The sequence below is a fragment of the Collinsella sp. SGI.184 genome (assembly GCF_050313415.1).
Taxonomy (GTDB): Bacteria; Actinomycetota; Coriobacteriia; order Coriobacteriales; family Coriobacteriaceae; genus Collinsella.
Map to the genome: position 1 here is coordinate 1 of NZ_JBNPLJ010000011.1, position 22,638 is coordinate 22,638.

Sequence of the window (22,638 nt, forward strand, 5' to 3'; positions counted from 1 at the left end):
CGTCTAGACTGGGACACAGTTTCCCGCTGACTCTCTATATGGAAAGCGCATCCCAGAATGGAGGTCCAAACTGGGATGCGCTTTCCGCTATTGAAGATATGAGGCTGCGAATCAGCTGCTCGGCCTATGCCTATGCCTGCTGCCAGGTGTCGACAAGTTCCTTGGCTGCGGCGTGGGGGTCGTCAGCGCTGCAGACGGCGCTCACCACAAAGAAGCCCTCGACGCCGGTGGCCTTGAGCTGCGGCAGATCGGCTTTTTTGACGCCGCCGCCGACCACGATGGGAACGGGGCTTGCCGCATGGAGCGCGGCCAGGTCCTCAAAGCTCTTGGTGATGATGGAGCCATCCGCCGCGCGTCCACAGTCGCGCTTGGTCTCGGTCTCGTGGAGCGGGCCGATGCCCAGGTAGTCGACTAGGCTCATGTCGGCGGTCTTGACGTACTCGAGCATTTCCTCGCAACGGGCCGAAAGGCCCACGATGGCATCGGGGCCCAGAAGCTTGCGGCAGACCTCGACGGGAATATCGCTCTGGCCCACATGCACGCCGTCGACGGCGATACCCTGTTCGCGTGCGGCGAGTACGCAGTCCAGACGGTCGTCGATAAGCAGGGCGACCTTGCCGGTCTTGCCGGCGCGAGCGATAGCCTGCGCGGCGTCGCCCGTCAGCGCGATGATCTCGCGGGCACTTGCCACCTTGGAGCGCACCTGGATGCAGGTAAAGCCGGCATCGAGCGCCTGCGCTACCACATCGCCCACGGGACGTCCCAGCGTGTTTTCGGGGCCGAGTACCAGATAGGCCGAGATATCAAGGTTGTTGCGGATGCTCATCGTGCTTCCTCCTGCTTTTTGATCTGCGCTTCCATGCGCTCGAGTTTGCCGGTCATGGTGTCGGTAAAACCGGGTCGAATATCGGCTTTGAGCACGACTTCGGTGCGGATGCCCTTACTTGCCAACACAAAGGTTGCGTCGCGTACGACCTGCATGACCTCGTCCCAGTCGCCCTCGATCTCGGTGAACATCGAGGTGGTGCGGTTGGGAAGGCCGCTCTCGCGAATGACGCGCACGACCTCGGCGACCTCGGCGGACAGCTCGTCGCCTGTGCCGCACGGGGCGATGGCTACGGCGACGAGCGTGTTCATGTCGGCAGCGGTTGCGGGTTCGGACATGGCTTATGCCTCCTCGAGCTCGAGGTGGTTATTCGCAATATCCTGAGCGGTCGCGCGGTAGAGTTCGTCGATAAAGGCGACCTTAAAGCTTGCCGGGGCATCAGCGACAGCGGCGGCACGCGTGCCGGCAACGTTGTAGACAGCGGCACCGCAGATGGCTGCCGTAAACGGATCGGCGGCGCAAGCGTACACGGCCAGGACGCCGCCCTGCGAGCAGCCACAGCCGGTAATCTTGGACATGAGCGGGCTGCCGCCGTGGGACTTGGCCACGGTCGTGCCGTCGGTAATCAGGTCGACTTTGCCCGAGACCACTACGGCGCCGCCGGTGTAGCGGGCGAGTGCCACGGCAGCGCCGCGGGCGGCGTCGACCGTATCGGTGGTATCGACACCGCGCACGCGGCTCAGGTCAGCCGCCTCGCCTTCAAGACCCCACAGGCCGGCGAGCGCGATGATCTCGGAGGCGTTGCCGCGCACGATGGCGGGCTTGTACTGCTTGAGCTCGTTTACCAGCTGGGTGCGCAGGCTACCGATGCCCAGGCCCACCGGATCGAGCACCCAGGGTTTGCCGGCGTCGTGTGCCGCTTTGGCCGCACGGGGAATCGTCTGCTCGTAGATGGGGAAGAGCGTGCCCATGTTGAGATAGATGGCGCCGCCGCCGGCAACGAGCGCCTCGCCCTCGTCGGGCAGATAGACCATTGCGGCCGAACCGCCTACGGCGAGCTGCGCGTTGGCGACAAAGTCGATCGTCACCGTGTTGGTGATGGAGCCGGCCATCGGATTGGTGGCGCGAATCTCCTCCACGGCCTTGACCACATTTTGTTTAAGCTGTTTCGAATCAATCACTGCACATGCCTCCTTGGCATAGAAAAGGGGCGCTGTGCATAGACAGCGCCCCTGTAAAGGCGGCATGCTCCCTACGCCAGCATTAACTGACAGGTTCAAAGGATTGGGCCCCATGCCCTCTCAGCCTTGTGGTTTGCACCGCCGGCACTCCCGCATCGAATCTGTTGTTCCCTATACTAGCGCACCTGCCAAAAAGGGACAGGTTTATTTTGGCAGGTGGCAACTGGGGCGTTGCATTTTCCCAGATAAAACCTGCCAAAATAAACCTGTCCCTTTTTGGCAGGTCGCTACAATGGATACGGTGAAAATGACTGGGGGCCTTATGATTAAACTTGTGCTGACCGATATGGACGATACGTTGATTCCAGCCGGGCATGACGGCGCCAGCGACTACGCCATCGAGGGCATTCATGCCATGCAGGCGGCGGGCCTGCACTTTGGCCCGGTTTCGGGCCGTCAGCCTTCCGCGATGGGCTGGATGTTTCGTAATCGTTCCGAGTGCTTCTCGACCGGTGCGTTCTGCAACGGCCAGGTCATGTTTGTCGACGGCGAGGTGGTAGCCTCGCATGCGACCGATAACGCCGCCCTTATTCGCTTGGCTGACTACTTGGAGCAAGAGACCGATGATACCTATCTGAAGGTCTACAGCTTGGGTGATGACTTTTGGGACAATGACGCCTATTGCGTGACGAGCGACCCCGAGCGCGTGCGTCGCGCTATGGAGTCGGGCGGCAACGCGTGGCTCAAAGGCGAAGAGGCCCCGTGCCGTCCCGTTATCGGTGACGCGCCGGTGTTCAAGGCGAATGTCTGGAGTGCCCGTTCGCGTGAGGGGCTCGCGGAGCTACGCGAGCGCGTTGCCGCCGAGGTGCCGGAACTCTCGCTCGTGTTTCCCAACAGCCGCGTGCGCCTTTTCGATATCTTGCCGGCTGGTTGGAACAAGGGCTGTGCCACGCTGGAGCTGGCGCGTGCTTTGGGCCTGACGCCCGACGAGGTGGCGGTGTTCGGCGATTCCGATAACGATCTGCCCATGATTAATGCCGTTCCCAACTCCGTTGCAGTCGCCAATGCCAATGAGGCCGTCACGGCTGCCGCGCGTTGGCATATCGGCGCTGCGGCAGACGATGCGGTTGCCGGGGCTCTGCATCAGATTGCCGCCTGCGCCGCGACGGGGGAGATGCCGTCGTTTATGCGCCAGATGGACGCGACGGGTCTTGGCGTCACGAACGTCTAGGGAGAAAGTCATGAAGCTTCAGCAGCTCAGGTATGTTGTTAAGGTTGCCGAATGCGGCAGCATCACCGAGGCCTCGCGCCGGCTCTTTGTGTCGCAGCCTTCGATTACCGCCTCGATTCGCGATCTCGAAAACGAGATGGGTGTGCACATCTTTGAGCGCACCAACAAGGGCGTCATTGTGTCCGAGGAAGGCGAGACATTCTTGGGCTACGCGCGCCAGGTACTCGATCAGGCCGATCTGCTCGAGGATAAGTACAAGGGCGCATCCGAGCAAGTGCCGCACTTTAGTGTGAGCTGTCAGCATTATTCCTTTGCCGTTAATGCGTTTGTCGACGTGATCCGTGAGTTCGATGCAGCGCGCTACGACTTTACCCTGCGCGAGGAACAGACTCACGAGATCATCGAAGATGTCGCGCACATGAAGAGTGAACTGGGCATTCTGTACTTATCCGAACATAACCGCGAGGTTATCGAGCGCATGCTGGCGGCCAACGAGCTCGTATTCGAAGGACTCTTCTGCGCCACGCCGCACGTCTTTGTATGCGCCGACCATCCACTGGCGGACCACGCCAGCGTGACGCTCGAGGACTTGGAAGACTATCCGTTCCTATCCTATGAACAGGGCAGCTACAACTCGTTTTACTATTCCGAGGAACTGACCTCGACGTTTGAGCGCCGCAAGAATATCCGCGTGCGCGACCGTGCGACCTTGTTCAACCTAGCCATGGGTCTCAACGGCTACACGGTGTGTTCGGGCGTGATTAGCCACGAGCTTAATGGCCCCGGTATTATCTCGATTCCGCTCGATGTGGATGAATACATGGAGATCGGCATTATCACGCGCAAGAATACGACCCTCACGCGCTATGGACAGGCTTATGTCGAGGCCATCCGGAGGCATATCTAACCGGTAGCGTTTGATGTTGCTGTCTTGGGCTGTCAAAATGGCTATAGGAAAACTATATGGCAAACATATATAAACGCATATTTTACGATAACCAGGAGTGCGCTCATACTCTTTCTCGCCAAAGTATTCCATGCAAAAGGAGATTCCTATGAGCAATTCCACCCAGCTCAAAGCGCCGTTTCGCGCCGATATCGTCGGTAGTTTTCTTCGTCCGCAGGCCGTAAAGGACGCCCGCGCTGCCTATGCGGCAGGCGCGCTTGATGCCGAGGGACTTAAGGCAGTCGAGGACGAGGCCATTCGCGATTTGGTGGCAAGGCAAAAGGCCGCCGGCCTGCAGGTCATCACCGACGGCGAGTTCCGCCGCAGCTACTGGCACCTCGATTTTATGTGGGGTCTCAACGGCATCGAGCGCCGCACCTCGCGTACGGGCTATATGTTCCACGATGAGGAGACTACCGCCGACACCGCCGTGGTGACCGGACCCATTAGCGGCGAGAACCATCCGTTCGTCGAGCACTTCAAGTTTGTCAAGGCGCTTGAGGGCGAGGGCCAGGTTGCGCGGCAAACCATTCCGGCGCCGATCCAGACGTTCTCCGAAGTCACGCTCGACCGCTGCGATGGCCAGCAGGAGAGCCTGCGCGCCGTCTACAAGACCGACGAAGAGCTCGCCGATGCCATCACCGCAGCATACCGCACCGTGATTGCCGATCTGTATGCCGCGGGTTGCCGCAACATCCAATTTGATGACTGCACCTGGGGCATCTATTGCGATACTGACTTTGTGTCCAAGACCGGCATGAGCCCGGTTGACCTGCAAAAGGTGAGCGAGCTGGGCGTGGCGCTCAACAATGCTGCCATCGCGGGCAAGCCTGACGACTTGGTGATCAATACGCATGTATGCCGTGGCAACTACCACTCTACTTATGCCTTTGAGGGCGGCTATGATCCCATCGCCCCGTACCTGTTTGCGCATGAGGACGTTGACGCATTCTATCTGGAGTTCGACACTCCGCGCGCCGGTGGCTTTGAGCCGCTCAAGTACGTTGCGCCCGGTAAGAAGGTCGTGTTGGGCCTGGTGACCACCAAGGCAGCCGAGCTCGAGGACGAGGACGCGACCGTCGAGCGTATTCATGAGGCGGCAAAGTACGTGCCGCTTGAGAATCTGTATCTGTCTCCGCAGTGTGGCTTTGCCAGCTGCGAGATTGGCAACAAGCTGACCGAAGGCGAGCAGTGGGCAAAGATCGCGCTGGTCAAGCGTATTGCCAAACGTGTTTGGAAATAGCGGTACCGTTTGCAAGTGACGGCGCGTGCGAGACATGGCGTATCGCGTACAATGGTTCGGACCGTATCGTTCGGGCAGGTTATCCGCTATGCCCGAGCGCCCTTCCATTCGAAAGGACATCCATGTCCCAGTCCTCGACGCCCGCCGTCACCGATGCCATCTACGACGCTTCGTCGCTCGGCCGCCCGCGCATGTTCCTGCTCGGTCTGCAGCACCTGTTTGCCATGTTTGGTGCCACGGTGCTGGTGCCCGTGCTCACCGGCCTTTCGGTATCGGCAACGCTTTTGTTTGCCGGCTTGGGCACGCTGCTATTCCACTTCCTGTCACGCGGTAAGGTCCCCGCATTTTTGGGCTCATCGTTTGCCTTTATTGCCGGCTATGCCGCAATCGCGCCCAACGGCGAGGCCGAGCTATTGCCCTACGCTTGCCTGGGCGTTGCCTGCGCCGGTTTGCTCTACCCGGTGCTTGCGGCGCTCTTCCGCTCGTTTGGCGCCAAGCGCGTCATGCGCTTCTTCCCGCCGGTGGTGACTGGCCCCATTGTCATTTCGATCGGTCTGATCCTGGCGAGTTCCGCTATTGCCAACTGCCAGACTAACTGGCTCGTTGCCGTGGTTGCCGTCGCCGTAATCGTCATCTGCAATATTTGGGGTCGCGGCATGGTCAAGATCGTGCCGATTTTACTGGGCGTCGTGGTGAGCTATGCCGTTGCGGCTGCGCTGGGCGAGGTCGATTTCTCCGGCGTCGCAGCCGCTCCCTGGCTTGGCTTGCCCGTCGTGTGGGACAACACGGTGTTTGCACTCTTTGGGCCGCAGTTCGATAGCGGCCTTGCCACGACGGCCATCATCACCATCATGCCGCTGGCCTTTGCAACCATGATCGAGCATATCGGCGATATATCCGCTATTGGCTCCACCTGCGAGCGCAACTACATCGCCGATCCCGGCCTGCATCGCACGCTGCTCGGTGATGGTCTCGCCACGATTCTGGCTTCGCTCTTTGGCGCTCCGGCCAACACCACGTATGGCGAGAACACCGGCGTGCTCGCCCTGACGCGCGTGTTTGACCCGCGCGTGATTCGCATTGCCGCGTGCTGCGCCATCGTGCTTTCGTTCTGCCCCAAGTTCGCTGCCGTGATCGCCGCCATGCCGGCATGCGTTATCGGCGGCGTGTCGCTCGTGCTCTATGGCATGATCAGCGCCGTGGGCGTCCGTAACCTCATCGAGAACCAGGTCGATTTCCAGAACAACCGCAACGTGCTGGTGGCCGCTCTGGTGCTCGTGCTCTCACTCGGCATTGCCTACAGCGCCGCCGGTGCCATCGTGCTGGAGCTGGGCGGCGTGACGATTTCGCTTTCGGGCCTTGCCGTGGGCTCGCTGGTGGGTATCGTGCTCAACGCGATTCTGCCTGGCAACGACTTTGAGTTCGCCGTTTCTGAACTCGAGGAGACTGTCGAGTAGTAGTTGTGTTCAGCTAAATCAAAAAATGGCGCCCGTGCGTACGCGTGGGCGCCATTTTTAATGCGTCAGTATCCAGTGTATGCCGCGGGCCATGCGCAGATCGGTTTGGGCAAAGTGGTTACCGGGGTTGAGCTCGAAGGTCGTGGGGATGCCTCGGTCGCTGAGTAGTTTCTCCATTGTGTGCGTGTCGTCGAGTACGTGCCGCATCATGCGGTTGGGCGTCTTGGTCTCCTTTTTGCCGAGTGATAGATAGACGGCGTTGGGCGCGGCTGGCATCGTGTTCCCGTGTGCGTAATCGACAAATCCGGGAAACCACAGGGACCCCGATGCGCTTGCGGCGCGGCCAAAGGCATCGGTCTGCCAGAGCGACCAAAGCGAAAAGAGGCCCGCCAGTGAGTAACCGGCAATGCCGCGCCAGGTAGGCGGGCGGGGAAGTGATGGCTCGACCTCTGGGATTATCCGATTCAGCAGTTCATCGAGAAACTCGGACGCCTGACCACCAAAGGGCTCGGCATCGCGCACGGTTCCGTCGCATTCCCAAGGACTCAGCTCGCGATTCCAATTGAGCCCGCCAATGGCGACCAGGGTGAATGGCGGGCAATCAAGCTCAAGACAACGGCTATAGACCTCGGTGCCGTCACCCATGACCGCGGGAAGGTAAATGACGGGCGCGCTTTCGACATGCTTTGAATGAATGGTTATCTGCTTTTGACGCGCTTCCATGACAAGCTTCTCTCTGCATTTCGACATCTACAAATACGATTGTCGCACGTCGGCATAGGGACCGTCGCTAAAAGAAAGGCGCAGAGCCGCTTGATACGACTCTGCGCCTTGAGGTTTTGCTTTGGCAGCTTTGCCCTTACGCTACAAAGAAGTAGACGAGGAAGGCGAGTGCTGCGATCCACATGAGCGGCTTGATCTTGGAGGCCTCGCCCTTAAAGAGCGCGACAACCACGAAGGCGATAAAGCCCAGACCGATGCCGGCAGAGATGGAGTAGGTGAAGGGCACGCCGGCGACAATCATGAACGCTGGGAAACCCTGCGACACGTCGGACCAGTCGATCTCGGAGGCCTCGCTCATCATGAGGTAGCCGACGTAGACCAGAGCACCGCAGGTGGCGGCGCTGGAAACGATGGTGACGATGGGGGAGAAGAACGCGGCGAGAAGGAACAGCACGCCGGTGGTGACGGAGGTGAGGCCGGTGCGGCCACCGTCGGCAGCACCAGAGGTGGACTCGACGAAGGTGGTGATGGAGGAGACGCCCATAAAGCCACCGGCAGCGGCGGCCACGGAGTCGACGACCAGGATGGGACGGATGTCCTCGACATTGCCGTCCTCGGTCAAGAACTCGCCCTGCTTGGCGACGGCCATCGCGGTGCCCATGGTGTCGAAGAAGTCACTCATGAGCAGCGAGAAGGCAACGACGAGCAGCATCGGGTCGGTCAGGACCTTCACGATGGCCATGTTGCCATCAGCAGTGCTGGCAAACGGGGCGCCAAAGGTCGAGAAGTCGAGCGGTGCGATGAGACCCTCGGGCGCATGGGTGACGCCCAGCGGGATACCGGCGATAACGGCGACGATGATGCCGATGAGCAGCGAGCCCGGCACGTTGCGGGAAGCAAGGGCAACCGTCACGACGATGGAGATGATGCCGACGATAAAGGTGGGGGAGGCGATGTCGCCCAGGCCGACGAGCGTACCGGCGCCAGCGGTGATGATGCCGGCGTCGCACAGGCCGATCATGGCGATAAACAGGCCCAGGCCCACCGAGATGGCGTGGCGCAGGACCACGGGGATGGCGTCCATGATGGCCTCGCGCAGGCCGCAAAGGACGAGCAGCAAGATGATGATACCTTCGAGGAAGATAACACTCATGGCAACGTGCCAGTCACCGCCGCACATGGTGGCGGTGATGCCCGCAATCATGGCGTTGATGCCCAGGCCCGACGCACAGGCGAGCGGGCGGTTGGCGAAGATGCCCATGCAGATGGTCATGATGCCGGCGCCCAGACAGGTGGCGCAGGCGAGCGCTCCCGCATCGATGCCAGCGCCCGAGAGCACCGCAGGGTTGACGGCGATGATGTAGGCCATCGCCAGGAATGTTGTCAGTCCAGCGCGAAGTTCGGTCCCGATTGTGGACTTGCGCTCACTGACGTGAAAAAGATCGTCCATGCATACCCTTTCCTTGTTCGGCCCCGAGTTTAGGCCGATTGACACGAACTTACCTACTATATCGCCTTTGGAAGGTCGATGTTCCTCGCATGTTGAAGTTCGGCGCTTTGTAACAGGCGGACGGTATTTTTCGCATGAAAATGTGTAGGTACCGTATACTTAAGCAGTTACATTGAACTCTTTGGAGGAACGTATGATTAAAGAGCTCTGCCGCGACGAGGCTATCCTGTCCCAGCGTTGCGAGGTTGCGACTGTTGAGGACGAGTCGGTCGCACAGGACCTGATCGACACCATCAAGTCGCTCGAGGACGCCGGCTGCCTTGCCGCCAACCAGATTGGCGTCACCAAGAAGGTCTGCGTCTATCTGGACGACGCCGGCGAGCCCCACGTGCTCTACAACCCCCGTCTGGTGTTTGGCCTGGGCGCCAGCAAGATGGAGGAGAGCTGCCTGACGCACGACGAAATCACCAAGTCCACGCGCTATATCAAGTGCAAGGTTGCCTTTGACCAGATCGTCGACGGCAAGATGAAGGAGTGCCGCCGCGACTACACGGGCTTTGAGGCACAAATGATCCAGCATATGATCGATCACTGTCTTGGAAAGTTGGTCTAAGGGGACCAAAGCCCGCACCTTGCCGCTCAAGCGTCGCTCGCGTACCTTAAGTACGCTTCGCTCCTCTTTCGTGACAATCTGCGGTATTTTGACCCCTTAGACGACCTGCGAGGTTGACTTGGTTGAGTTTATCTTGCTTGTGTGGTCCGGACGTGACGTTATTGTCATGTCCGGACCTTTGTGTTTAGCGCCTATTTGTTTGGTAACAATGAGCTTAACAAGGACGTATGGCTAGGAGGCGCCATGTGCACGAGCATTCGATTTACCGATAATTCCGGCAACATGTATCTGGGTCGCAACCTCGACTGGAGCTTTAGCTACGGCCAACAGGTTCGCGTGATGCCCCGCGGGTTCCATATCCCGTATTCGTTTATCGACGATGCGTCGGCGGCACACGCGGTAATTGGCATGTGCATCGATTACAAGAACTATCCTATGTTTTTCGACTGTGGTAACGATGCGGGTCTGGCTGTGGCAGGGCTCAACTTTCCCGGTTATGCCGAGTATGCCGAGGACCCGGTTGATGGCAAGACCAATATCGCAGCCTATGAGTTTCCCCTGTGGGTGGCAGCGACGTTCTCGACGGTCGACGAGGTCGAGGCTGCGCTGCGCGACACGGTGATTGTTGCCAAATCTGCCGGAGAGGGGCTGGGTGTGTCGCTGCTCCATTGGATTATCGGCGACAGCCGGCGCAGCATCGTGGTCGAGATGATGGCTGACGGTCTGCATGTATACGACGATCCGGTCGACACCCTTGCCAATCAGCCGACCTTCCCGTGGCACATGGAAAACCTGCGCACCTATATCACCGCTACAAGCGATTTTCCTCAGACGGCGACATGGCGTGGCGCCGAGCTCAAGCCCTATGGCGCGGGTGCCGGCATGCGCGGTATTCCGGGTGACTGCTATTCGCCGAGCCGTTTTGTAAAGGCGGCATACCTCAATGCCAATTACCCGCAAAAAGAAAGCGAGGCCGAGAACGTCATTCGCATGTTCCGCTCGCTCGAGGGGGTGGCGATGATCGAGGGTGCGTCCAAGATGGGTGACGGCAAGTTCGAGAAGACTATCTACACCGGATGCTTTAGCGCGCGCACGGGCAATTACTATTACTCAACGTATGAGGATCCGTCGATTCGCTACGTGAGCCTGATGGATGCCGAGGGCGCGAGCCCCGATAGGCTCGTGGTTCCCGAGCCGCGTCGTTCGTAGCCGGCGGCCTTACTGCAATGCAAAGCGGCCCTGCGCCTCCTGTGAGGCGCAGGGCCGCTGTCGTCGACGCGCGACGTCGTTAGAAGTTGGCGTCGTTGAGTTGTTCGCTCTCGAGGCCGTCGGGCTGTTGCTGTTCGGGCGTATCGGCGACGCTCCCGAGCAGCTCGGTGGGGTCGAAGTTCATGTCCCTACCGGCTTCGTTGCTGTTGACAAGGTCGTCCGAGAAGATATCGACATCCATTTCCTCGGCTTCCTCGATCTGAACTTCGAGCTGGAGTTATTGGCGAGCAGCGCCGCGCCGCCGATCATGGCAGGTAGAATCAGCCACGGCGCTACTTTGCGCACCAGGCTAAACAGGGCGAAGATGCCGCCCTCGTTGTGGTTGTCGGCCTTCATGGCGATTACCACGTACTTGACCGTGCTGGTCTTGGAGGTTTGCCTCCAGTTTGGCGTGCGCCACGTGGACTCCCTTGGACATCCGGTTATCTGTCTTGGACAGATAACTTTTATGCCGTCTTTAAACATACAAGAGCTGTTTGGCACATCGGGTAATTTTAGACAATAATCTCCATCTGGGGATTATTTATGTACGCAGGTAGCATTTCAAAACAGGGGCGCATCCGCTGTATGGCTTTGCTGCAATGTAATAACTGCGGACGCGCTCCTGCTTTGAAACTGAAGAGGGAACTTTTAGACGCGTGCTGCCTGAGCGATACCGGTCTTGGCGCCTGAGCGTTTACCGGCGAGTTCGCAAAAGATCGCGCCGCCGATGATAAGCACGGCGCCCATCAGGCGGACCGGTGTTATGACTTCGCCCAAAAGGGCGGACGAGAACACGACGGCCGAAAGCGGCTCGAGGTAGCCGACGACAGCGACGGTCTGCACGGGCAGTTTGGCGACGGCGCTAAAGTAGAGCAGACAACCGATGCCGGTGTTGACGACGCCGAGCATAGCGACGGCGCGCCAATCGATGGTTGCGGCGATACTGGCGGACAGGAATGAGGGGGTGCCTTGGGTGACGAGCGTAAGGACCAGCGCGGTCACAAAGGCGGCGCTCACCTGGAGCGCGGAGTTCTCGAGGCCTTCGATGTGCGGCGCGCCCTTGCTGGCGATGACCATCAATGCATAACAGAAGGCCGAGGCGATTCCGCAGACGATGCCCGCAATGGGCATATTGCCGCCTAGACCTTGCGCTGCAATGAGAAAAGCGCCGCAGGCGACTGCGATAAACCCGGCGATTTTGCCACCGGTTAGTTTTTCGCCAAAGATAAACGGCGAGAGGGCCATGACGATGATGGGGCCGCAGTAGTACAGCAGCGAAGAAACGCCGACGCCGATCGTCTGATAAGCGCGGAACAGAAAAATCCAGCTGGCGCCCAGCGCGGCTCCCGAGAGGAGGAGGGCTGCGGCTTCGCGGGGGCGAGAAGGCGCCTGCAGCTTATGGCGCTGGGTAATGGCGAGGATGGCGACAAGCGAAAGGGCTCCCAGAAAAGTGCGCAGCAGCACGATATCGGAGCTCGGGAGTGCGATGGCCGCAGCGATGATGCCGTTGGAGCCAAACAACAACAATGCTGCTAAATACGTAATCAATCCGTTGTTCATGCGCTGCCGTCCCCTCTATATCTGTGCATGCTCACTATGGGTGAACTGGCTTTAGAAGAAAAGCGAATATAATGCATGGAAAACATGACAAAAACTCATGCAAGGGTGGAGGCATGTCGTGGAAACGAATATTCAAAAGATGCAGGTGCTGCTGGAGACCGTGCGCGCTGGAAGCTTTACGCGTGCTGCCGAGCGCCTGAGCTACTCGCAATCGGGCGTGAGCCGCATGGTGGCCGATCTTGAGGCCGATTGGGGCTTTAAGGTACTCGACCGCAGTCGTGAAGGTGTTGCTCTTTCTGCCGACGGGCGGCAGGTCATGCCGGCTGTCGAGGCGCTCTGCGAGGAATTCGTTCGCTTGCAGCGACGGGTGGATGAGATGCGCGGGCTCATGCGCGGCAAAATCTGCATCGGTACGTTTTCGAGCGTGGCGACCCACGTGCTGCCGCCGGTGATTGCGCGTTTTCGTGCTGATCATCCAGACGTCGATTACGAGTTGCTGATGGGCGACTATTCAGAGATTGAACAATGGGTGGCAGAGGGTCGCTGCGATCTGGGCTTTATCCCTCGTGAGCCCCGAGAAAACGGCATGACATCGCTGCCTTTGGTGCGTGACGAGTTAATGGCGGTAGTGTCGTCAGGCTCGTTGTTTGCTACGGCGGAGGTCGTCTCTCTTGCCGACTTGGCCAACGAGCAGTTTATTCTGCTAGAACGCGGCACCGATGACGAGATTACGCCGCTGTTTCGTCGGGCGGGACTGGCAGTGCACTCAAAACTGTCGACCTGGGATGACTATGCGATTATGGCTATGGTCGAGGACGGCCTGGGTGTGAGCATTCTTCCCGCGCTCATCATGCGCCGCTGTCAGTTCGATGTTGCCGTGCGTCCGCTCGAAGGGCATCCCCATCGGCAGATCAACGCCATATATCGAACGGCCGATGTTTCGCTTGCCGCCGCCCGTTTTCTCGAATACCTCTAAATGGGCGCACGTCGTTACCGCCTTGGGGTAAATCTTGAGGTTTGGGTCATGTTATTTTTGAAATTGAACTTTTAGAAATAGCACGGCGCTATACTGCTTGCTAAATTGAACCTTGGTTCAATTCGTGTTCTGTAAATTGAACTTTGCCAGCAAGGAGGTTCCTGTGACCCAAGAGACGTTTAGCGATCGCCTGCGACAGGCTATGTCCGATCGCGACGTTCGCCAGTCGGACGTAATCCGCGCATCGGAGATGCTCGGCAAAAAACTCGGCAAGAGTCAGATGAGCCAATATGTGAGCGGCAAGACGATTCCGCGGCGCGATGTGGCAGAGCTGCTTGCCCGCATTTTGGAGGTCGATGTTACCTGGCTGCTCGCCGGTGACGCCGATCAAGGCGAGACATCATCGACCCACAACGTTTCCAAGCCCGAACCCCATCCCTCAGATCAAATTGCAAGGAGCACCACCATGCGTACTTTTTCTAAATCCACCAAACTCGAGAACGTTCTGTATGACGTGCGCGGCCCCGTTGTCGACGAGGCAGCCCGTATGGAGGACGAAGGCGAGTGCATCCTCAAGCTCAACATCGGTAATCCGGCGCCCTTTGGTTTCCGCACGCCCGATGAGGTCATTAAGGACATGCGCCAGCAGCTGCCCGACTGCGAAGGCTATTCCAACTCGCGCGGTCTGTTCTCTGCGCGCAAGGCGATCATGCAGTATTCGCAGATCAAGGGCCTGCCCAATGTTCAGATGGAACATATCTACACGGGCAACGGCGTGTCCGAGCTCATTCAGCTTTCGATGAACGCGCTGCTCGACAATGGCGACGAGATTCTGATTCCCAGCCCCGATTATCCGCTGTGGACGGCGTGCGCAACTCTTGCCGGTGGACATCCCGTGCACTATCTGTGTGATGAGCAGGCCGATTGGTATCCCGATCTGCAGGATATGGAGTCCAAGATCACGAGCGCGACCAAGGCCCTCGTCATCATCAACCCCAACAACCCCACGGGCTCTGTCTATCCGCGCGAGGTGCTCGAGGGCATCGTTGAGATCGCGCGCAGGCACCAGCTCATGATTTTTGCCGACGAGATCTATGACCGCCTGTGCATGGACGGCTACGAGCACGTCTCCATTGCATCGCTCGCCCCCGACCTGCCCTGCATTACGTTTAGCGGCCTGTCCAAGTCGCATATGATCGCGGGCTATCGCATTGGCTGGATGGTGCTTTCGGGCAACCAGCGCTGCATGAGCGACTTCATCATGGGCATCAACATGCTCTCCAACATGCGCCTGTGCTCCAACGTGCCGGCCCAGTCGATCGTCCAGACGGCGCTTGGCGGCCATCAGTCGGTTAACGACTACATCCGCCCCGGCGGTCGTGTCTACGAGCAGCGCAACTTTGTGTATGAGGCGCTCAGCAAGATCGACGGCATCTCGGTGGTCAAGCCGCGTGCGGCGTTTTATATCTTCCCCAAGATGGATGTTAAAAAGTTCAACATCACCGATGACGAGCAGTTTGCCCTCGACCTGCTGCACGAGAAGAAGATCCTCATCACGCGTGGCGGCGGCTTCAACTGGGCTGAGCCCGATCACTTCCGCATCGTGTACCTGCCGCGCATGGAAGTGCTCAAAGAGTCGCTCGAAGACCTCGCCGATTTCTTTGATCACTACCGCCAGTCCTAATTGGTTCCGCCGTTCTACCGAACGGCGGACCGCTTGACGCTACACGAGCCGCATTCACGCCAATCTGACGTTCAATTTCGAGGGCGCGACCAGAAGGTCAGCGCCCTCTCATTTCACGTCACCTTGGCGCAAATGCGGCTCGCTCGCTGTCGTGTGCTCAGCCTGCGTCGTTACCATGATCCAAAGGGGACGGAGGAAAACAGATCATTTTCTTTGACTCGCGGAACTATATAACGACGCCGTTGCAGTGGTCGATTTCGTGCTGGATGATCTCGGCGGTGTAGCCCGAGAAGTTTTTGATGCGGTGGACGAAGTTCTCGTCCAAATACTCCACCTTAATGCGACGATAGCGGGTGCAGGGACGCTCGCCGATCAGCGAGAGGCATCCTTCGCTGGTCTGATAGGCATTGACCTGCTCAAGAATTTGAGGGTTGTACATCAGGAGCGTCCTGTTGCCGTCCTTTACGCAGATGATGCGTTTGCGCACGCCGATCATGTTGGCGGCGAGCCCCACGCACTCGTGCTCATGCTCGTGGAGCGTATCCAGGAGGTCCTGCCCGATCACGGCATCGTCGGGCCCTGCGTCTTCGGAAGGCAGGCGCAAAAAGAACTCGGATTTCATGATGGGCTTAATCATGGCGGGCTCCTTAAGGTGGACACGTTTGGTTCAGGCCATGATACCGCGACATGTCGCATTAATGTGTGCATATAGATTCTGCAGCTAGATTGGATGGCGACACCATAAACTAAGGAACGTTTTGCCGAGAGGCATGAATGTTTAAAGCGCAAAGAGTGCGCGACGGGCCCCGCGAATGGGGCGATGATGCCCGAGAGGGCCAAGAAGGAGTCTCATGTCCGAGAACGAAGAGATCATGAACGAGACCGAGAACGAGACCATGGCTGCCGAGGTCGAGGCAGTCGAGACCGTGGAGACCGAAGCTACCGAGGTTGAGGCTGCTGACGAGGTTTCCGCCGAGGAGGAGGCCGAGGTTGTCGAGGCCGCCGTTGATTACGATGACGAAGAGCTGATGGACAAGATGCAGAAGGCCGCCCGCCTGCTGCGTAGCCGTCGCTTTGCTATTTCCAAGGAGGAAGAGGCTAAGGCCGAGCGTATGGCGAACATCGAGCGCGCCATCAAGCTCCTTGACCTCAAGCCCAAGATGGAGCAGAAGGAAATGTCCGATCTGCTGGGCATGCGCCTTCGTGAGCTCGATGGCCTGATGGCCGAGGCCGAGGCTGCCGATCTGGTCGGCCGCATCGACAACGCCGAGGGCGATATGCGCAAGATCGTTGTCTTCGCTGCCGAGGATGCCGCTGAGGGCCTGGTCGAGCTTGCCAACAAGAAGGAGAAGCTCCTGCCCGAGCTTTCTTACGAGGAGGCCACCGAGCTGATGGCCGCGCTCGATAAGGTTATCGCTCCGCTCGTCGCCATGGGTCTGGACGAGGATCGCGGTCCTCGCGGCGGCCGTGACGACCGTGGTGGCCGTGGCGGCGACCGTGGCGGTCGCGGCGGCTTTGGCGACCGCGGTGGCCGTGGCGGCGACCGTGGTGGTCGCGGTGGCCGTGGCGGCTTTGGTGACCGTGGCGGCGATCGTGGCGGTCGCGGCGGCTTTGGCGGCAACCGTGGTGGCTATGGCGACCGCGGTGGCAACCGTGGCGGCTTCGGCGGCAACCGTGGCGGCGACCGCGGCGGTCGAGGCGGCGACCGTGGCGGCCGCAACGGCGGTGGCTTCCGCGGCAACCGTTTTTAGTTACGGCGTTTTACCAAACGCCGTAACGGGCCGACGCTGCAAGCCCGCCAGAGCGGCAATCTGCCTTTCAACTTCGGCGGCATGACCAAAAGGTCAATGCCGCCTCGTTTCAAGGCACCCTGCTCGCGTGTACGGGTTTTCGCTGTCGTCGCCAAAACATCGGCGTTGCCTTGATCCAAACCTGCCAAAAAGGGACAGGTTTATTTTGGTCGGTATTATCTGGGCAAACGTGGCCGTCTATCGCAATCTGGTCGTTGGGGACGTTCTTGTTTGACTAGTCGTTTGAGAACGTCCCCAACGACTACATAGTATGAGAGTGGATAATCTCCCGATTTGAGCCTGCATCCAAGCTCAAAGTGGGGGATTTCCACTCTCATTTGCTATGCGTCCGAAAATCCACGTTCGTTTGTTTTCTGCCTACATTTGGAGGAAGAGCTCGTGGAGGCGGGTGTCGTCGTCGAGCTCGGGGTGGAAGGTAACGCCGAGCTGATTGTCTTGACGGGCGGCGACGATTCGTCCGTCGACTTTCGCTAAGGCCTTGGCATTGCCGTGTACCTCGACGATGCGGGGTGCACGGATAAACGTTAACGGCACCTCACCGTCGATACCGCCTACCTGCCCCTTGGTGCGAAAACTGCCGAGCTGCCTGCCATAGGCATTGCGCTCAACGAGTATATTCATGGTTGCCAAGCGCGGTGTTCCCTTGTCATCGTGGGCGGCAAGGTCGCGCGCCAACAGAATCAGACCGGCACAAGTTCCCAGTACAGGCATGCCTTCAACAATGCGGGTACGAAGATCCTCGAGCATATCGAGTTCGGCAAGTAGCTTGCCCTGAACGGTGGACTCGCCGCCGGGAAGTACCAGACGGTCAAAGTTCTGCTGCAAATCGGCCGCCTGCCTCAGCTCAATACAGTGTGCGCCCAGCTCGGATAGTCTTGCTTCGTGCTCGGCAAAAGCGCCTTGGACCGCCAGCACGGCGACCGTTTGGTCTGCATAATCGCTCATGGGCGATCCTTTCTGCCGGACTAGCGCCCGCGCTCTTCCATGATAATCTCGATCTCGTCGGCGTTGATGCCCACCATGGCCTCGCCCAGGTCCTCCGAAAGCTCGGCAATGAGTTTGGCATCGGTGAAGTTTGCCACGGCCTTGACGATGGCGGCGGCGCGCTTGGCCGGGTTGCCGCTCTTAAAGATGCCCGATCCCACAAAGACGCCCTCGGCGCCCAGCTGCATCATCAGCGCGGCGTCGGCGGGGGTCGCTACGCCGCCGGCGGCAAAGTTCACGACGGGAAGCTTGCCCGTGGCGTGGACCTCGCGCACCAGCTCGACCGGAACCTGCAGTTGCTTGGCTGCCTCAAAGAGCTCGTCATCGCGCAGGGCAACAACGTCACGGATCTGCTTTTGGATCTTGCGCATGTGACGCACGGCCTGGACGACATCGCCCGTACCCGGCTCACCCTTGGTGCGAATCATCGTGGCGCCCTCGGCAACACGGCGCAGCGCCTCGCCCAGATCGCGGGCGCCGCAGACAAACGGCACGTCAAACTGGGTCTTGTCGATGTGATAGACGTCGTCGGCAGGGGAGAGAACCTCGGACTCGTCGATGTAATCGATCTCGATGGCCTGCAGGACCTGCGCCTCGACAATGTGGCCGATGCGGCACTTGGCCATAACGGGGATGGAGACGGCCTCTTGGATGCCCTTGATCATCTTGGGGTCGCTCATGCGTGAGACGCCGCCTGCGGCACGGATGTCGGCCGGGATGCGCTCGAGTGCCATGACGGCGCAGGCGCCCGCCTCTTCGGCGATGCGTGCCTGCTCGGGCGTGGTGACGTCCATGATGACGCCGCCCTTGAGCATCTGCGCGAGCTCGCGATTGAGTTTGACGCGATCTGCCTTGCTGGTCTGTTCTGCCATGGTTGCTCCCTTGGTTGGCATGTGCATTGCTTGACGGAACATCCTATCGGGGAGCTGGGTATGGCGAAATACTCAGTTTTAGAGATAATAATAAGGTCAGACTAATACCAGATTGAATAACTTAATAAGGTCAGGTGATAAACTCATGCTTGACTACAATTTGGAAAAACGCGGCGAAGCATCGCTCTATGAGTATATTTACCAGCAAATTCGAGATGATATCGTTGCTGGACGCATTGCGGCGGGGGAGCATCTTCCGTCTAAGCGCGCCTTTGCCAATCATCTGGGAATCAGTGTCATTACCATCGAGAATGCATATAGCCAGTTACTTGCCGAGGGCTATATTTGCTCAATGCCGCGTCGTGGCTACTACGCTTGCGAGCTTCCGGATGCACCGGTTTTGGCTTCGGCTGCAGAGGGCATCGACCGGGATGCCGTCTCTGCGGGTTCCGGCGCGCATGATGTCAACGGACAGGTCGAGCGATTCGATGCACTTTCTCCTTCTGCTTTGGAGGCGGCGCGGCTTTGGCAAAGCGCGCTGCGGGCGACGCTGGCATCCGAAGACGAGCGCGAAATCTTTTCGACCGCGCCGGCACAGGGCACCACTCGGCTACGACGCGCAATTGCCCACCATCTGCGCGGGACAAGGGGTATGAATGTCGACCCCAACAACGTTGTTATCGGCGCAGGCGCCCAGCTGCTCGATACCATGTTGGTTCAGTTGCTTGGAGCCGACAAGGTGTATGCCGTTGAGGACCCGGGCTATTTGCGCCTAACGCGCATCTATCAGGCTATGGGTTGCAAAGTTCGACATATCCCGTTGGATGATGAGGGCGTAGACTTGAGCGCTCTGCAGAAAACGGGGACCGATGTCCTTCACCTGATGCCGTCCCATCAGTATCCGACCGGCCTTGTGACGAGCATTGCGCGTCGCTATGCGCTGCTGAGCTGGGCCGCCGAGCGACCAGGTCGATATCTCATCGAAGATGACTTTGATTGCGAGTTTCGTCTGGCCGGCAAGCCGATTCCCGCGCTTGCTTCGATCGATGCCGCTCAATCGGTCATCTACACCAACACGTTTTCGAAGAGCCTTTCATCGGCGTTGCGTCTAGCGTACATGGTGTTGCCCGATGAGCTGATGAAGCGGTTTAGGTGCAACCTTGGTTTCTACGCCTCGTCGGTGAGCTCTGTCGACCAGGTCGCTTTGGCTCGTTTGCTGGAATCGGGTGATTACGAGCGACATGTGAACCGCGTGCGCGTTCGTGCTCGTGAGGCGCGTGATGGCCTGGCGGCGCTTGTACGGAATGCGTTTCCAGCAGGAGAGGTTTCGATCGAGCATGCAGACGCAGGCCTTTACTGCACCGTGGTTGCGGAGCGGGGAACGGGCGGAAGCTCTTTTGCGCAGGCCCTCACGCGCTCGAGCATCCCTTTTATCGATATCAGTAACTGTTATTGGTGCGCCGATGGCGCATCTGTCCCTGAAAACTCAACTCAAATTCTTGTCCAGTATGACGACCTGAGTCCGGAGGTGCTTAATACCCTGGAATCGCAGCTAATGGGGCACTCTGTAACCTAAGTGAGTAGACTTTTGGCACTTTGGCGACCAGACAGTTTTGTAACAAGCTATCTACCTGTGGTTTTGAGAAGTGGGATCATCGGTCTGCTCGGGATGTCCCAAAAAGTCTACTCACTTGCCGCGCAAAGCTACCGCATGAGAAAAAAATGGGGTTTTCAACAGGGCTTCGTCCAGTTCTCGGTAAGCTTTTGGCCAGTTGGGGAGGGCTGTTAAAAACCTTGCAGTTCGTTCGGAGCCATTTTTGGTGCGTTCGCGCCAATGAGAGACCGACTGGGTTGAAATTCGTGCTTTCCTGTGCCTATGAAGGATTTACTTTGTGACATATCGGCTTTTAGGTACTGGCGTTTGCCCCCTCAAGTCCGCGCTTTGTGTCCTCCGCTTCCGCGGCCGGATGAAGACCGGCAGCGATATGACCTCGTCCGCAACCCGACGGCTGCGGTCGCGCTCGGTTTTCCGTTGTATACATTGGTTTGGACGAGAAACAAACGGACTTGCCCTGCCAACATTAGGCAGCGGCTGTTTCTTGGTGAACTCCCCAGGGAATCCGTGCTGGAAACGGAGCATGGATTTTTGGTCACGTCTCCTCTACTGACGGCATTTATCATGTCTCGACATCTGACGGATCTCCAACTTCTTCTGGTATTGGCGGAGATGTGCGGCTTGTTTGCGGTATGCGCCCTGCCGGCGGCACTTGAGGTGGAGCTTTCGCGTGCAATTGATTCGGGTACGATTTCGACAACGTTGGGTTGGGTGCGCTGCCCGTCCGAGGGCGGCGCCGCCTCAAATTTGTGGCGTCGCGACGCTTTGGTTTTGGATGGGGACCTTGACCGTTTTTGTTCAGATGTTTGCGGGATGCGTTACGGCAATCGATTTATGGCGGTGTCGCAACTCGTTCCATTGGGTGCCGCTTCGCCTTTTGAGGTCGAGGCGTATTTGTTGCTTGGACTGCCGCGAGCCCTGGGAGGTGAAGGTTTTTGCGGCATAGAGCTCAATGTCAAAGTGATGTTAAGCACAAGTGCTCGAGCGATTGTAGGAAAGACCCGCGTATATATCGATCTACTTCTTTCCTCGCCGGACGGGAGGCGACAGGTGGCCATTGAATGTCAGGGAAAGGCCTCGCACGGGCGCGCGGGGGATGGCTTGCGTGACGCTGACCGCATGACGGCGCTTCAAGCCATGGGCTACGACGTGCTTCTCCTGACACACGGACAGATATCCGATGAGGATAGATTCCGTGCGATCGTTAAGGCCGTATGCAGGATGCTCGATGTTGAATATCGCGATAAAAGCTCGGATGAGCAAAGGGTTGAGGCATTACTCCGGTCTGAACTATTCGTTGACTGGACAAAATTGGGAGTAATCGACGGAAAGATGTCCATTGGACACAAAACAGCTCGATCGTGGACAGCGCGGATCTAAGTGAGTAGACTTTTGGCGTGATGGCGACCAGGCCGTTTTGGAACAAGTCATTTACCTGCGGCTTTATAGAGCAATATGGATGGTCTGCTCGGCAAGTTCCAAAAAGTCCACTCACTTAGTTTTTGACGAGAAGTCGTTGCCGAAGGTGGCCCTATTTCAGGGCGTTAACGAGTTCATGAGACACGAAAAAAAGGCCCGAACCATGCGGTTCGGGCCCTTTAAAGTTAGAGATTATCTCTCAGGCGGTTGGCTTAGCCAAAGTAGCGCTTGAGCAGGCCGGCGAAAGCCTTGCCGTGGCGGGCCTCGTCGCGAGCCATCTCGTGCACGGTGTCGTGGATGGCATCGAGGCCAGCGGCCTTGGCACGCTTGGCAAGATCGGTCTTGCCGGCGGTGGCGCCGTTCTCGGCCTCAACGCGCATCTCGAGGTTCTTCTTGGTGGAGTCGGTCACGACCTCGCCCAGGAGCTCGGCGAACTTGGCGGCGTGCTCGGCCTCCTCGTGGGCAGCCTTCTCCCAGTATAGGCCGATCTCGGGATAGCCCTCGCGATGGGCGACGCGAGCCATGGCCAGGTACATACCGACCTCAGAGCACTCGCCCTCAAAGTTGGCGCGCAGGTCGGCAACGATGTCCTCGGAGACGCCCTCCATCTTGGCGACGCCCACGACGTGCTCGGCAGCCCACTCGAGCTTGCCCTCCTCCTGCTTCAGGAAACGAGAACCGGGAACGCCGCACTGGGGGCACTTAAAATCCTCGGGCAGCTGGTCGCCGTCGAACTCTTCCACATAACCGCAAACGGGGCAAACAAATTTCATGATTCGATCCTTTCGATGGATGG

22 protein-coding genes, 1 pseudogene and 1 riboswitch are annotated in these 22,638 nt (G+C 58.7%); of the genes and pseudogenes, 11 read left to right on the top strand and 12 right to left on the bottom strand.

Translation table 11 applies throughout. The features are described 5' to 3' along the window. Nucleotides 1–130: 130 nt before the first annotated feature. From ACQRAJ_RS04995 to thiM, 3 genes are read right to left on the bottom strand one after another with little or no spacing between them, the layout of a single operon-like run. On the bottom strand, nucleotides 131–826 hold the full coding sequence (locus ACQRAJ_RS04995; protein WP_427747876.1) for a thiamine phosphate synthase: 696 nt from the start codon (nucleotides 824–826) through the stop codon (nucleotides 131–133). After that, on the bottom strand, nucleotides 823–1,164 hold the full coding sequence (locus tag ACQRAJ_RS05000) for a thiamine-binding protein (protein ID WP_427719764.1): 342 nt from the start codon (nucleotides 1,162–1,164) through the stop codon (nucleotides 823–825). The genes ACQRAJ_RS04995 and ACQRAJ_RS05000 overlap by 4 nt, the downstream gene beginning before the upstream one ends. 3 nt (nucleotides 1,165–1,167) lie before the next feature. Further along, complete coding sequence (gene thiM / locus ACQRAJ_RS05005; RefSeq protein ID WP_427747877.1) at nucleotides 1,168–2,007, bottom strand: hydroxyethylthiazole kinase; 840 nt, start codon at nucleotides 2,005–2,007, stop codon at nucleotides 1,168–1,170. A gap of 51 nt (nucleotides 2,008–2,058) precedes the next feature. Continuing rightward, a riboswitch (TPP riboswitch) is annotated at nucleotides 2,059–2,169 on the bottom strand. Nucleotides 2,170–2,329: 160 nt separating this feature from the next. On the opposite strand from thiM, the gene ACQRAJ_RS05010 reads away from it, so the two are divergent. From ACQRAJ_RS05010 to ACQRAJ_RS05025, 4 genes are all read left to right on the top strand, one after another. Beyond that, the gene (locus ACQRAJ_RS05010) at nucleotides 2,330–3,238 is read left to right on the top strand and encodes an HAD-IIB family hydrolase (RefSeq protein WP_427747879.1); all 909 of its coding nucleotides are present in this window, start codon (nucleotides 2,330–2,332) and stop codon (nucleotides 3,236–3,238) included. 10 nt (nucleotides 3,239–3,248) lie between these two features. Further along, the gene (locus tag ACQRAJ_RS05015) at nucleotides 3,249–4,145 is read left to right on the top strand and encodes a LysR family transcriptional regulator (protein WP_427747880.1); all 897 of its coding nucleotides are present in this window, start codon (nucleotides 3,249–3,251) and stop codon (nucleotides 4,143–4,145) included. 148 nt (nucleotides 4,146–4,293) lie between these two features. Further along, complete coding sequence (locus tag ACQRAJ_RS05020; RefSeq protein ID WP_427747881.1) at nucleotides 4,294–5,427, top strand: 5-methyltetrahydropteroyltriglutamate--homocysteine S-methyltransferase; 1,134 nt, start codon at nucleotides 4,294–4,296, stop codon at nucleotides 5,425–5,427. 122 nt (nucleotides 5,428–5,549) lie between these two features. Further along, nucleotides 5,550–6,884 carry a uracil-xanthine permease family protein gene (locus ACQRAJ_RS05025; RefSeq protein WP_427747882.1) on the top strand — a complete coding sequence of 445 codons (1,335 nt, stop codon included), beginning with the start codon at nucleotides 5,550–5,552 and terminating at the stop codon, nucleotides 6,882–6,884. A gap of 57 nt (nucleotides 6,885–6,941) precedes the next feature. Here the strand turns inward: ACQRAJ_RS05025 and ACQRAJ_RS05030 are convergent, their stop codons facing one another. Next, nucleotides 6,942–7,607 carry an alpha/beta hydrolase gene (locus ACQRAJ_RS05030; protein WP_427747883.1) on the bottom strand — a complete coding sequence of 222 codons (666 nt, stop codon included), beginning with the start codon at nucleotides 7,605–7,607 and terminating at the stop codon, nucleotides 6,942–6,944. 136 nt (nucleotides 7,608–7,743) lie between these two features. Then, the gene (locus ACQRAJ_RS05035) at nucleotides 7,744–9,057 is read right to left on the bottom strand and encodes an NCS2 family permease (RefSeq protein WP_427747884.1); all 1,314 of its coding nucleotides are present in this window, start codon (nucleotides 9,055–9,057) and stop codon (nucleotides 7,744–7,746) included. A 193-nt stretch (nucleotides 9,058–9,250) separates the two neighbouring features. On the opposite strand from ACQRAJ_RS05035, the gene ACQRAJ_RS05040 reads away from it, so the two are divergent. Beyond that, nucleotides 9,251–9,670: a peptide deformylase gene (locus tag ACQRAJ_RS05040; RefSeq protein ID WP_154517060.1), complete on the top strand. Its 420-nt coding sequence runs from the start codon at nucleotides 9,251–9,253 to the stop codon at nucleotides 9,668–9,670. A gap of 243 nt (nucleotides 9,671–9,913) precedes the next feature. Continuing rightward, entirely contained in the window at nucleotides 9,914–10,879 is a 966-nt protein-coding gene (gene bsh, locus ACQRAJ_RS05045) for a choloylglycine hydrolase (protein ID WP_427747885.1), read from the top strand. Nucleotides 10,880–10,958: 79 nt separating this feature from the next. Here the strand turns inward: bsh and ACQRAJ_RS05050 are convergent, their stop codons facing one another. The 3 genes and pseudogenes from ACQRAJ_RS05050 to ACQRAJ_RS05060 form a co-directional block, all read right to left on the bottom strand. Then, nucleotides 10,959–11,120, bottom strand: a complete 162-nt coding sequence (locus ACQRAJ_RS05050; protein ID WP_427747913.1) for a hypothetical protein — start codon at nucleotides 11,118–11,120, stop codon at nucleotides 10,959–10,961. A 38-nt stretch (nucleotides 11,121–11,158) separates the two neighbouring features. Beyond that, a pseudogene (locus ACQRAJ_RS05055) lies at nucleotides 11,159–11,302 on the bottom strand (KUP/HAK/KT family potassium transporter); the annotation flags it as partial. 267 nt (nucleotides 11,303–11,569) lie between these two features. Further along, the gene (locus tag ACQRAJ_RS05060) at nucleotides 11,570–12,481 is read right to left on the bottom strand and encodes a DMT family transporter (protein ID WP_427747886.1); all 912 of its coding nucleotides are present in this window, start codon (nucleotides 12,479–12,481) and stop codon (nucleotides 11,570–11,572) included. Between the two features lie 118 nt (nucleotides 12,482–12,599). Between ACQRAJ_RS05060 and ACQRAJ_RS05065 the strand changes: the two genes are divergently transcribed. Together ACQRAJ_RS05065 and ACQRAJ_RS05070 are read left to right on the top strand one after the other, a co-directional pair. Then, the gene (locus ACQRAJ_RS05065) at nucleotides 12,600–13,457 is read left to right on the top strand and encodes a LysR family transcriptional regulator (RefSeq protein ID WP_427747887.1); all 858 of its coding nucleotides are present in this window, start codon (nucleotides 12,600–12,602) and stop codon (nucleotides 13,455–13,457) included. Nucleotides 13,458–13,659: 202 nt separating this feature from the next. Then, nucleotides 13,660–15,141 (top strand): aminotransferase class I/II-fold pyridoxal phosphate-dependent enzyme, encoded by a 1,482-nt coding sequence (locus ACQRAJ_RS05070; protein WP_427747912.1) that lies wholly within the window; start codon nucleotides 13,660–13,662, stop codon nucleotides 15,139–15,141. A 226-nt stretch (nucleotides 15,142–15,367) separates the two neighbouring features. On the opposite strand, the gene ACQRAJ_RS05075 is transcribed toward ACQRAJ_RS05070, so the two are convergent. Then, nucleotides 15,368–15,778, bottom strand: a complete 411-nt coding sequence (locus tag ACQRAJ_RS05075) for a peptide deformylase (RefSeq protein WP_154517072.1) — start codon at nucleotides 15,776–15,778, stop codon at nucleotides 15,368–15,370. Between the two features lie 214 nt (nucleotides 15,779–15,992). On the opposite strand from ACQRAJ_RS05075, the gene ACQRAJ_RS05080 reads away from it, so the two are divergent. After that, a complete protein-coding gene (locus tag ACQRAJ_RS05080; RefSeq protein WP_427719775.1) occupies nucleotides 15,993–16,892 on the top strand; it encodes a hypothetical protein in 900 nt (299 codons plus the stop codon). Nucleotides 16,893–17,309: 417 nt separating this feature from the next. Here ACQRAJ_RS05080 and pdxT read toward each other — a convergent pair whose 3' ends face one another. Continuing rightward, entirely contained in the window at nucleotides 17,310–17,897 is a 588-nt protein-coding gene (gene pdxT, locus ACQRAJ_RS05085) for a pyridoxal 5'-phosphate synthase glutaminase subunit PdxT (RefSeq protein WP_427728221.1), read from the bottom strand. Nucleotides 17,898–17,917: 20 nt separating this feature from the next. Further along, a complete protein-coding gene (gene pdxS / locus ACQRAJ_RS05090; RefSeq protein ID WP_154517081.1) occupies nucleotides 17,918–18,808 on the bottom strand; it encodes a pyridoxal 5'-phosphate synthase lyase subunit PdxS in 891 nt (296 codons plus the stop codon). A gap of 145 nt (nucleotides 18,809–18,953) precedes the next feature. On the opposite strand from pdxS, the gene ACQRAJ_RS05095 reads away from it, so the two are divergent. Continuing rightward, nucleotides 18,954–20,384, top strand: coding sequence for a PLP-dependent aminotransferase family protein (locus tag ACQRAJ_RS05095; protein ID WP_427747888.1), 1,431 nt, complete (start codon nucleotides 18,954–18,956; stop codon nucleotides 20,382–20,384). 546 nt (nucleotides 20,385–20,930) lie between these two features. Continuing rightward, entirely contained in the window at nucleotides 20,931–21,803 is an 873-nt protein-coding gene (locus tag ACQRAJ_RS05100) for a hypothetical protein (protein ID WP_427747889.1), read from the top strand. A gap of 251 nt (nucleotides 21,804–22,054) precedes the next feature. Here ACQRAJ_RS05100 and ACQRAJ_RS05105 read toward each other — a convergent pair whose 3' ends face one another. Beyond that, entirely contained in the window at nucleotides 22,055–22,615 is a 561-nt protein-coding gene (locus tag ACQRAJ_RS05105; RefSeq protein WP_154517090.1) for a ferritin family protein, read from the bottom strand. Nucleotides 22,616–22,638: the final 23 nt, after the last annotated feature.

Bases quoted from the DNA above. Each gene is read 5' to 3' on its own strand.
- ACQRAJ_RS05030 (WP_427747883.1), bottom strand. From the start codon at position 7,607: ATGGAAGCGCGTCAAAAGCAGATAACCATTCATTCAAAGCATGTCGAA.
- ACQRAJ_RS05025 (WP_427747882.1), top strand. From the start codon at position 5,550: ATGTCCCAGTCCTCGACGCCCGCCGTCACCGATGCCATCTACGACGCT.
- ACQRAJ_RS05040 (WP_154517060.1), top strand. From the start codon at position 9,251: ATGATTAAAGAGCTCTGCCGCGACGAGGCTATCCTGTCCCAGCGTTGC.
- ACQRAJ_RS05015 (WP_427747880.1), top strand. From the start codon at position 3,249: ATGAAGCTTCAGCAGCTCAGGTATGTTGTTAAGGTTGCCGAATGCGGC.
- bsh (WP_427747885.1), top strand. From the start codon at position 9,914: ATGTGCACGAGCATTCGATTTACCGATAATTCCGGCAACATGTATCTG.
- ACQRAJ_RS05105 (WP_154517090.1), bottom strand. From the start codon at position 22,615: ATGAAATTTGTTTGCCCCGTTTGCGGTTATGTGGAAGAGTTCGACGGC.
- ACQRAJ_RS05060 (WP_427747886.1), bottom strand. From the start codon at position 12,481: ATGAACAACGGATTGATTACGTATTTAGCAGCATTGTTGTTGTTTGGC.
- ACQRAJ_RS05010 (WP_427747879.1), top strand. From the start codon at position 2,330: ATGATTAAACTTGTGCTGACCGATATGGACGATACGTTGATTCCAGCC.
- pdxS (WP_154517081.1), bottom strand. From the start codon at position 18,808: ATGGCAGAACAGACCAGCAAGGCAGATCGCGTCAAACTCAATCGCGAG.
- ACQRAJ_RS05075 (WP_154517072.1), bottom strand. From the start codon at position 15,778: ATGATTAAGCCCATCATGAAATCCGAGTTCTTTTTGCGCCTGCCTTCC.
- ACQRAJ_RS05050 (WP_427747913.1), bottom strand. From the start codon at position 11,120: ATGGATGTCGATATCTTCTCGGACGACCTTGTCAACAGCAACGAAGCC.
- ACQRAJ_RS05035 (WP_427747884.1), bottom strand. From the start codon at position 9,057: ATGGACGATCTTTTTCACGTCAGTGAGCGCAAGTCCACAATCGGGACC.
- ACQRAJ_RS05070 (WP_427747912.1), top strand. From the start codon at position 13,660: ATGTCCGATCGCGACGTTCGCCAGTCGGACGTAATCCGCGCATCGGAG.
- ACQRAJ_RS04995 (WP_427747876.1), bottom strand. From the start codon at position 826: ATGAGCATCCGCAACAACCTTGATATCTCGGCCTATCTGGTACTCGGC.
- ACQRAJ_RS05095 (WP_427747888.1), top strand. From the start codon at position 18,954: ATGCTTGACTACAATTTGGAAAAACGCGGCGAAGCATCGCTCTATGAG.
- ACQRAJ_RS05080 (WP_427719775.1), top strand. From the start codon at position 15,993: ATGTCCGAGAACGAAGAGATCATGAACGAGACCGAGAACGAGACCATG.
- ACQRAJ_RS05000 (WP_427719764.1), bottom strand. From the start codon at position 1,164: ATGTCCGAACCCGCAACCGCTGCCGACATGAACACGCTCGTCGCCGTA.
- pdxT (WP_427728221.1), bottom strand. From the start codon at position 17,897: ATGAGCGATTATGCAGACCAAACGGTCGCCGTGCTGGCGGTCCAAGGC.
- ACQRAJ_RS05020 (WP_427747881.1), top strand. From the start codon at position 4,294: ATGAGCAATTCCACCCAGCTCAAAGCGCCGTTTCGCGCCGATATCGTC.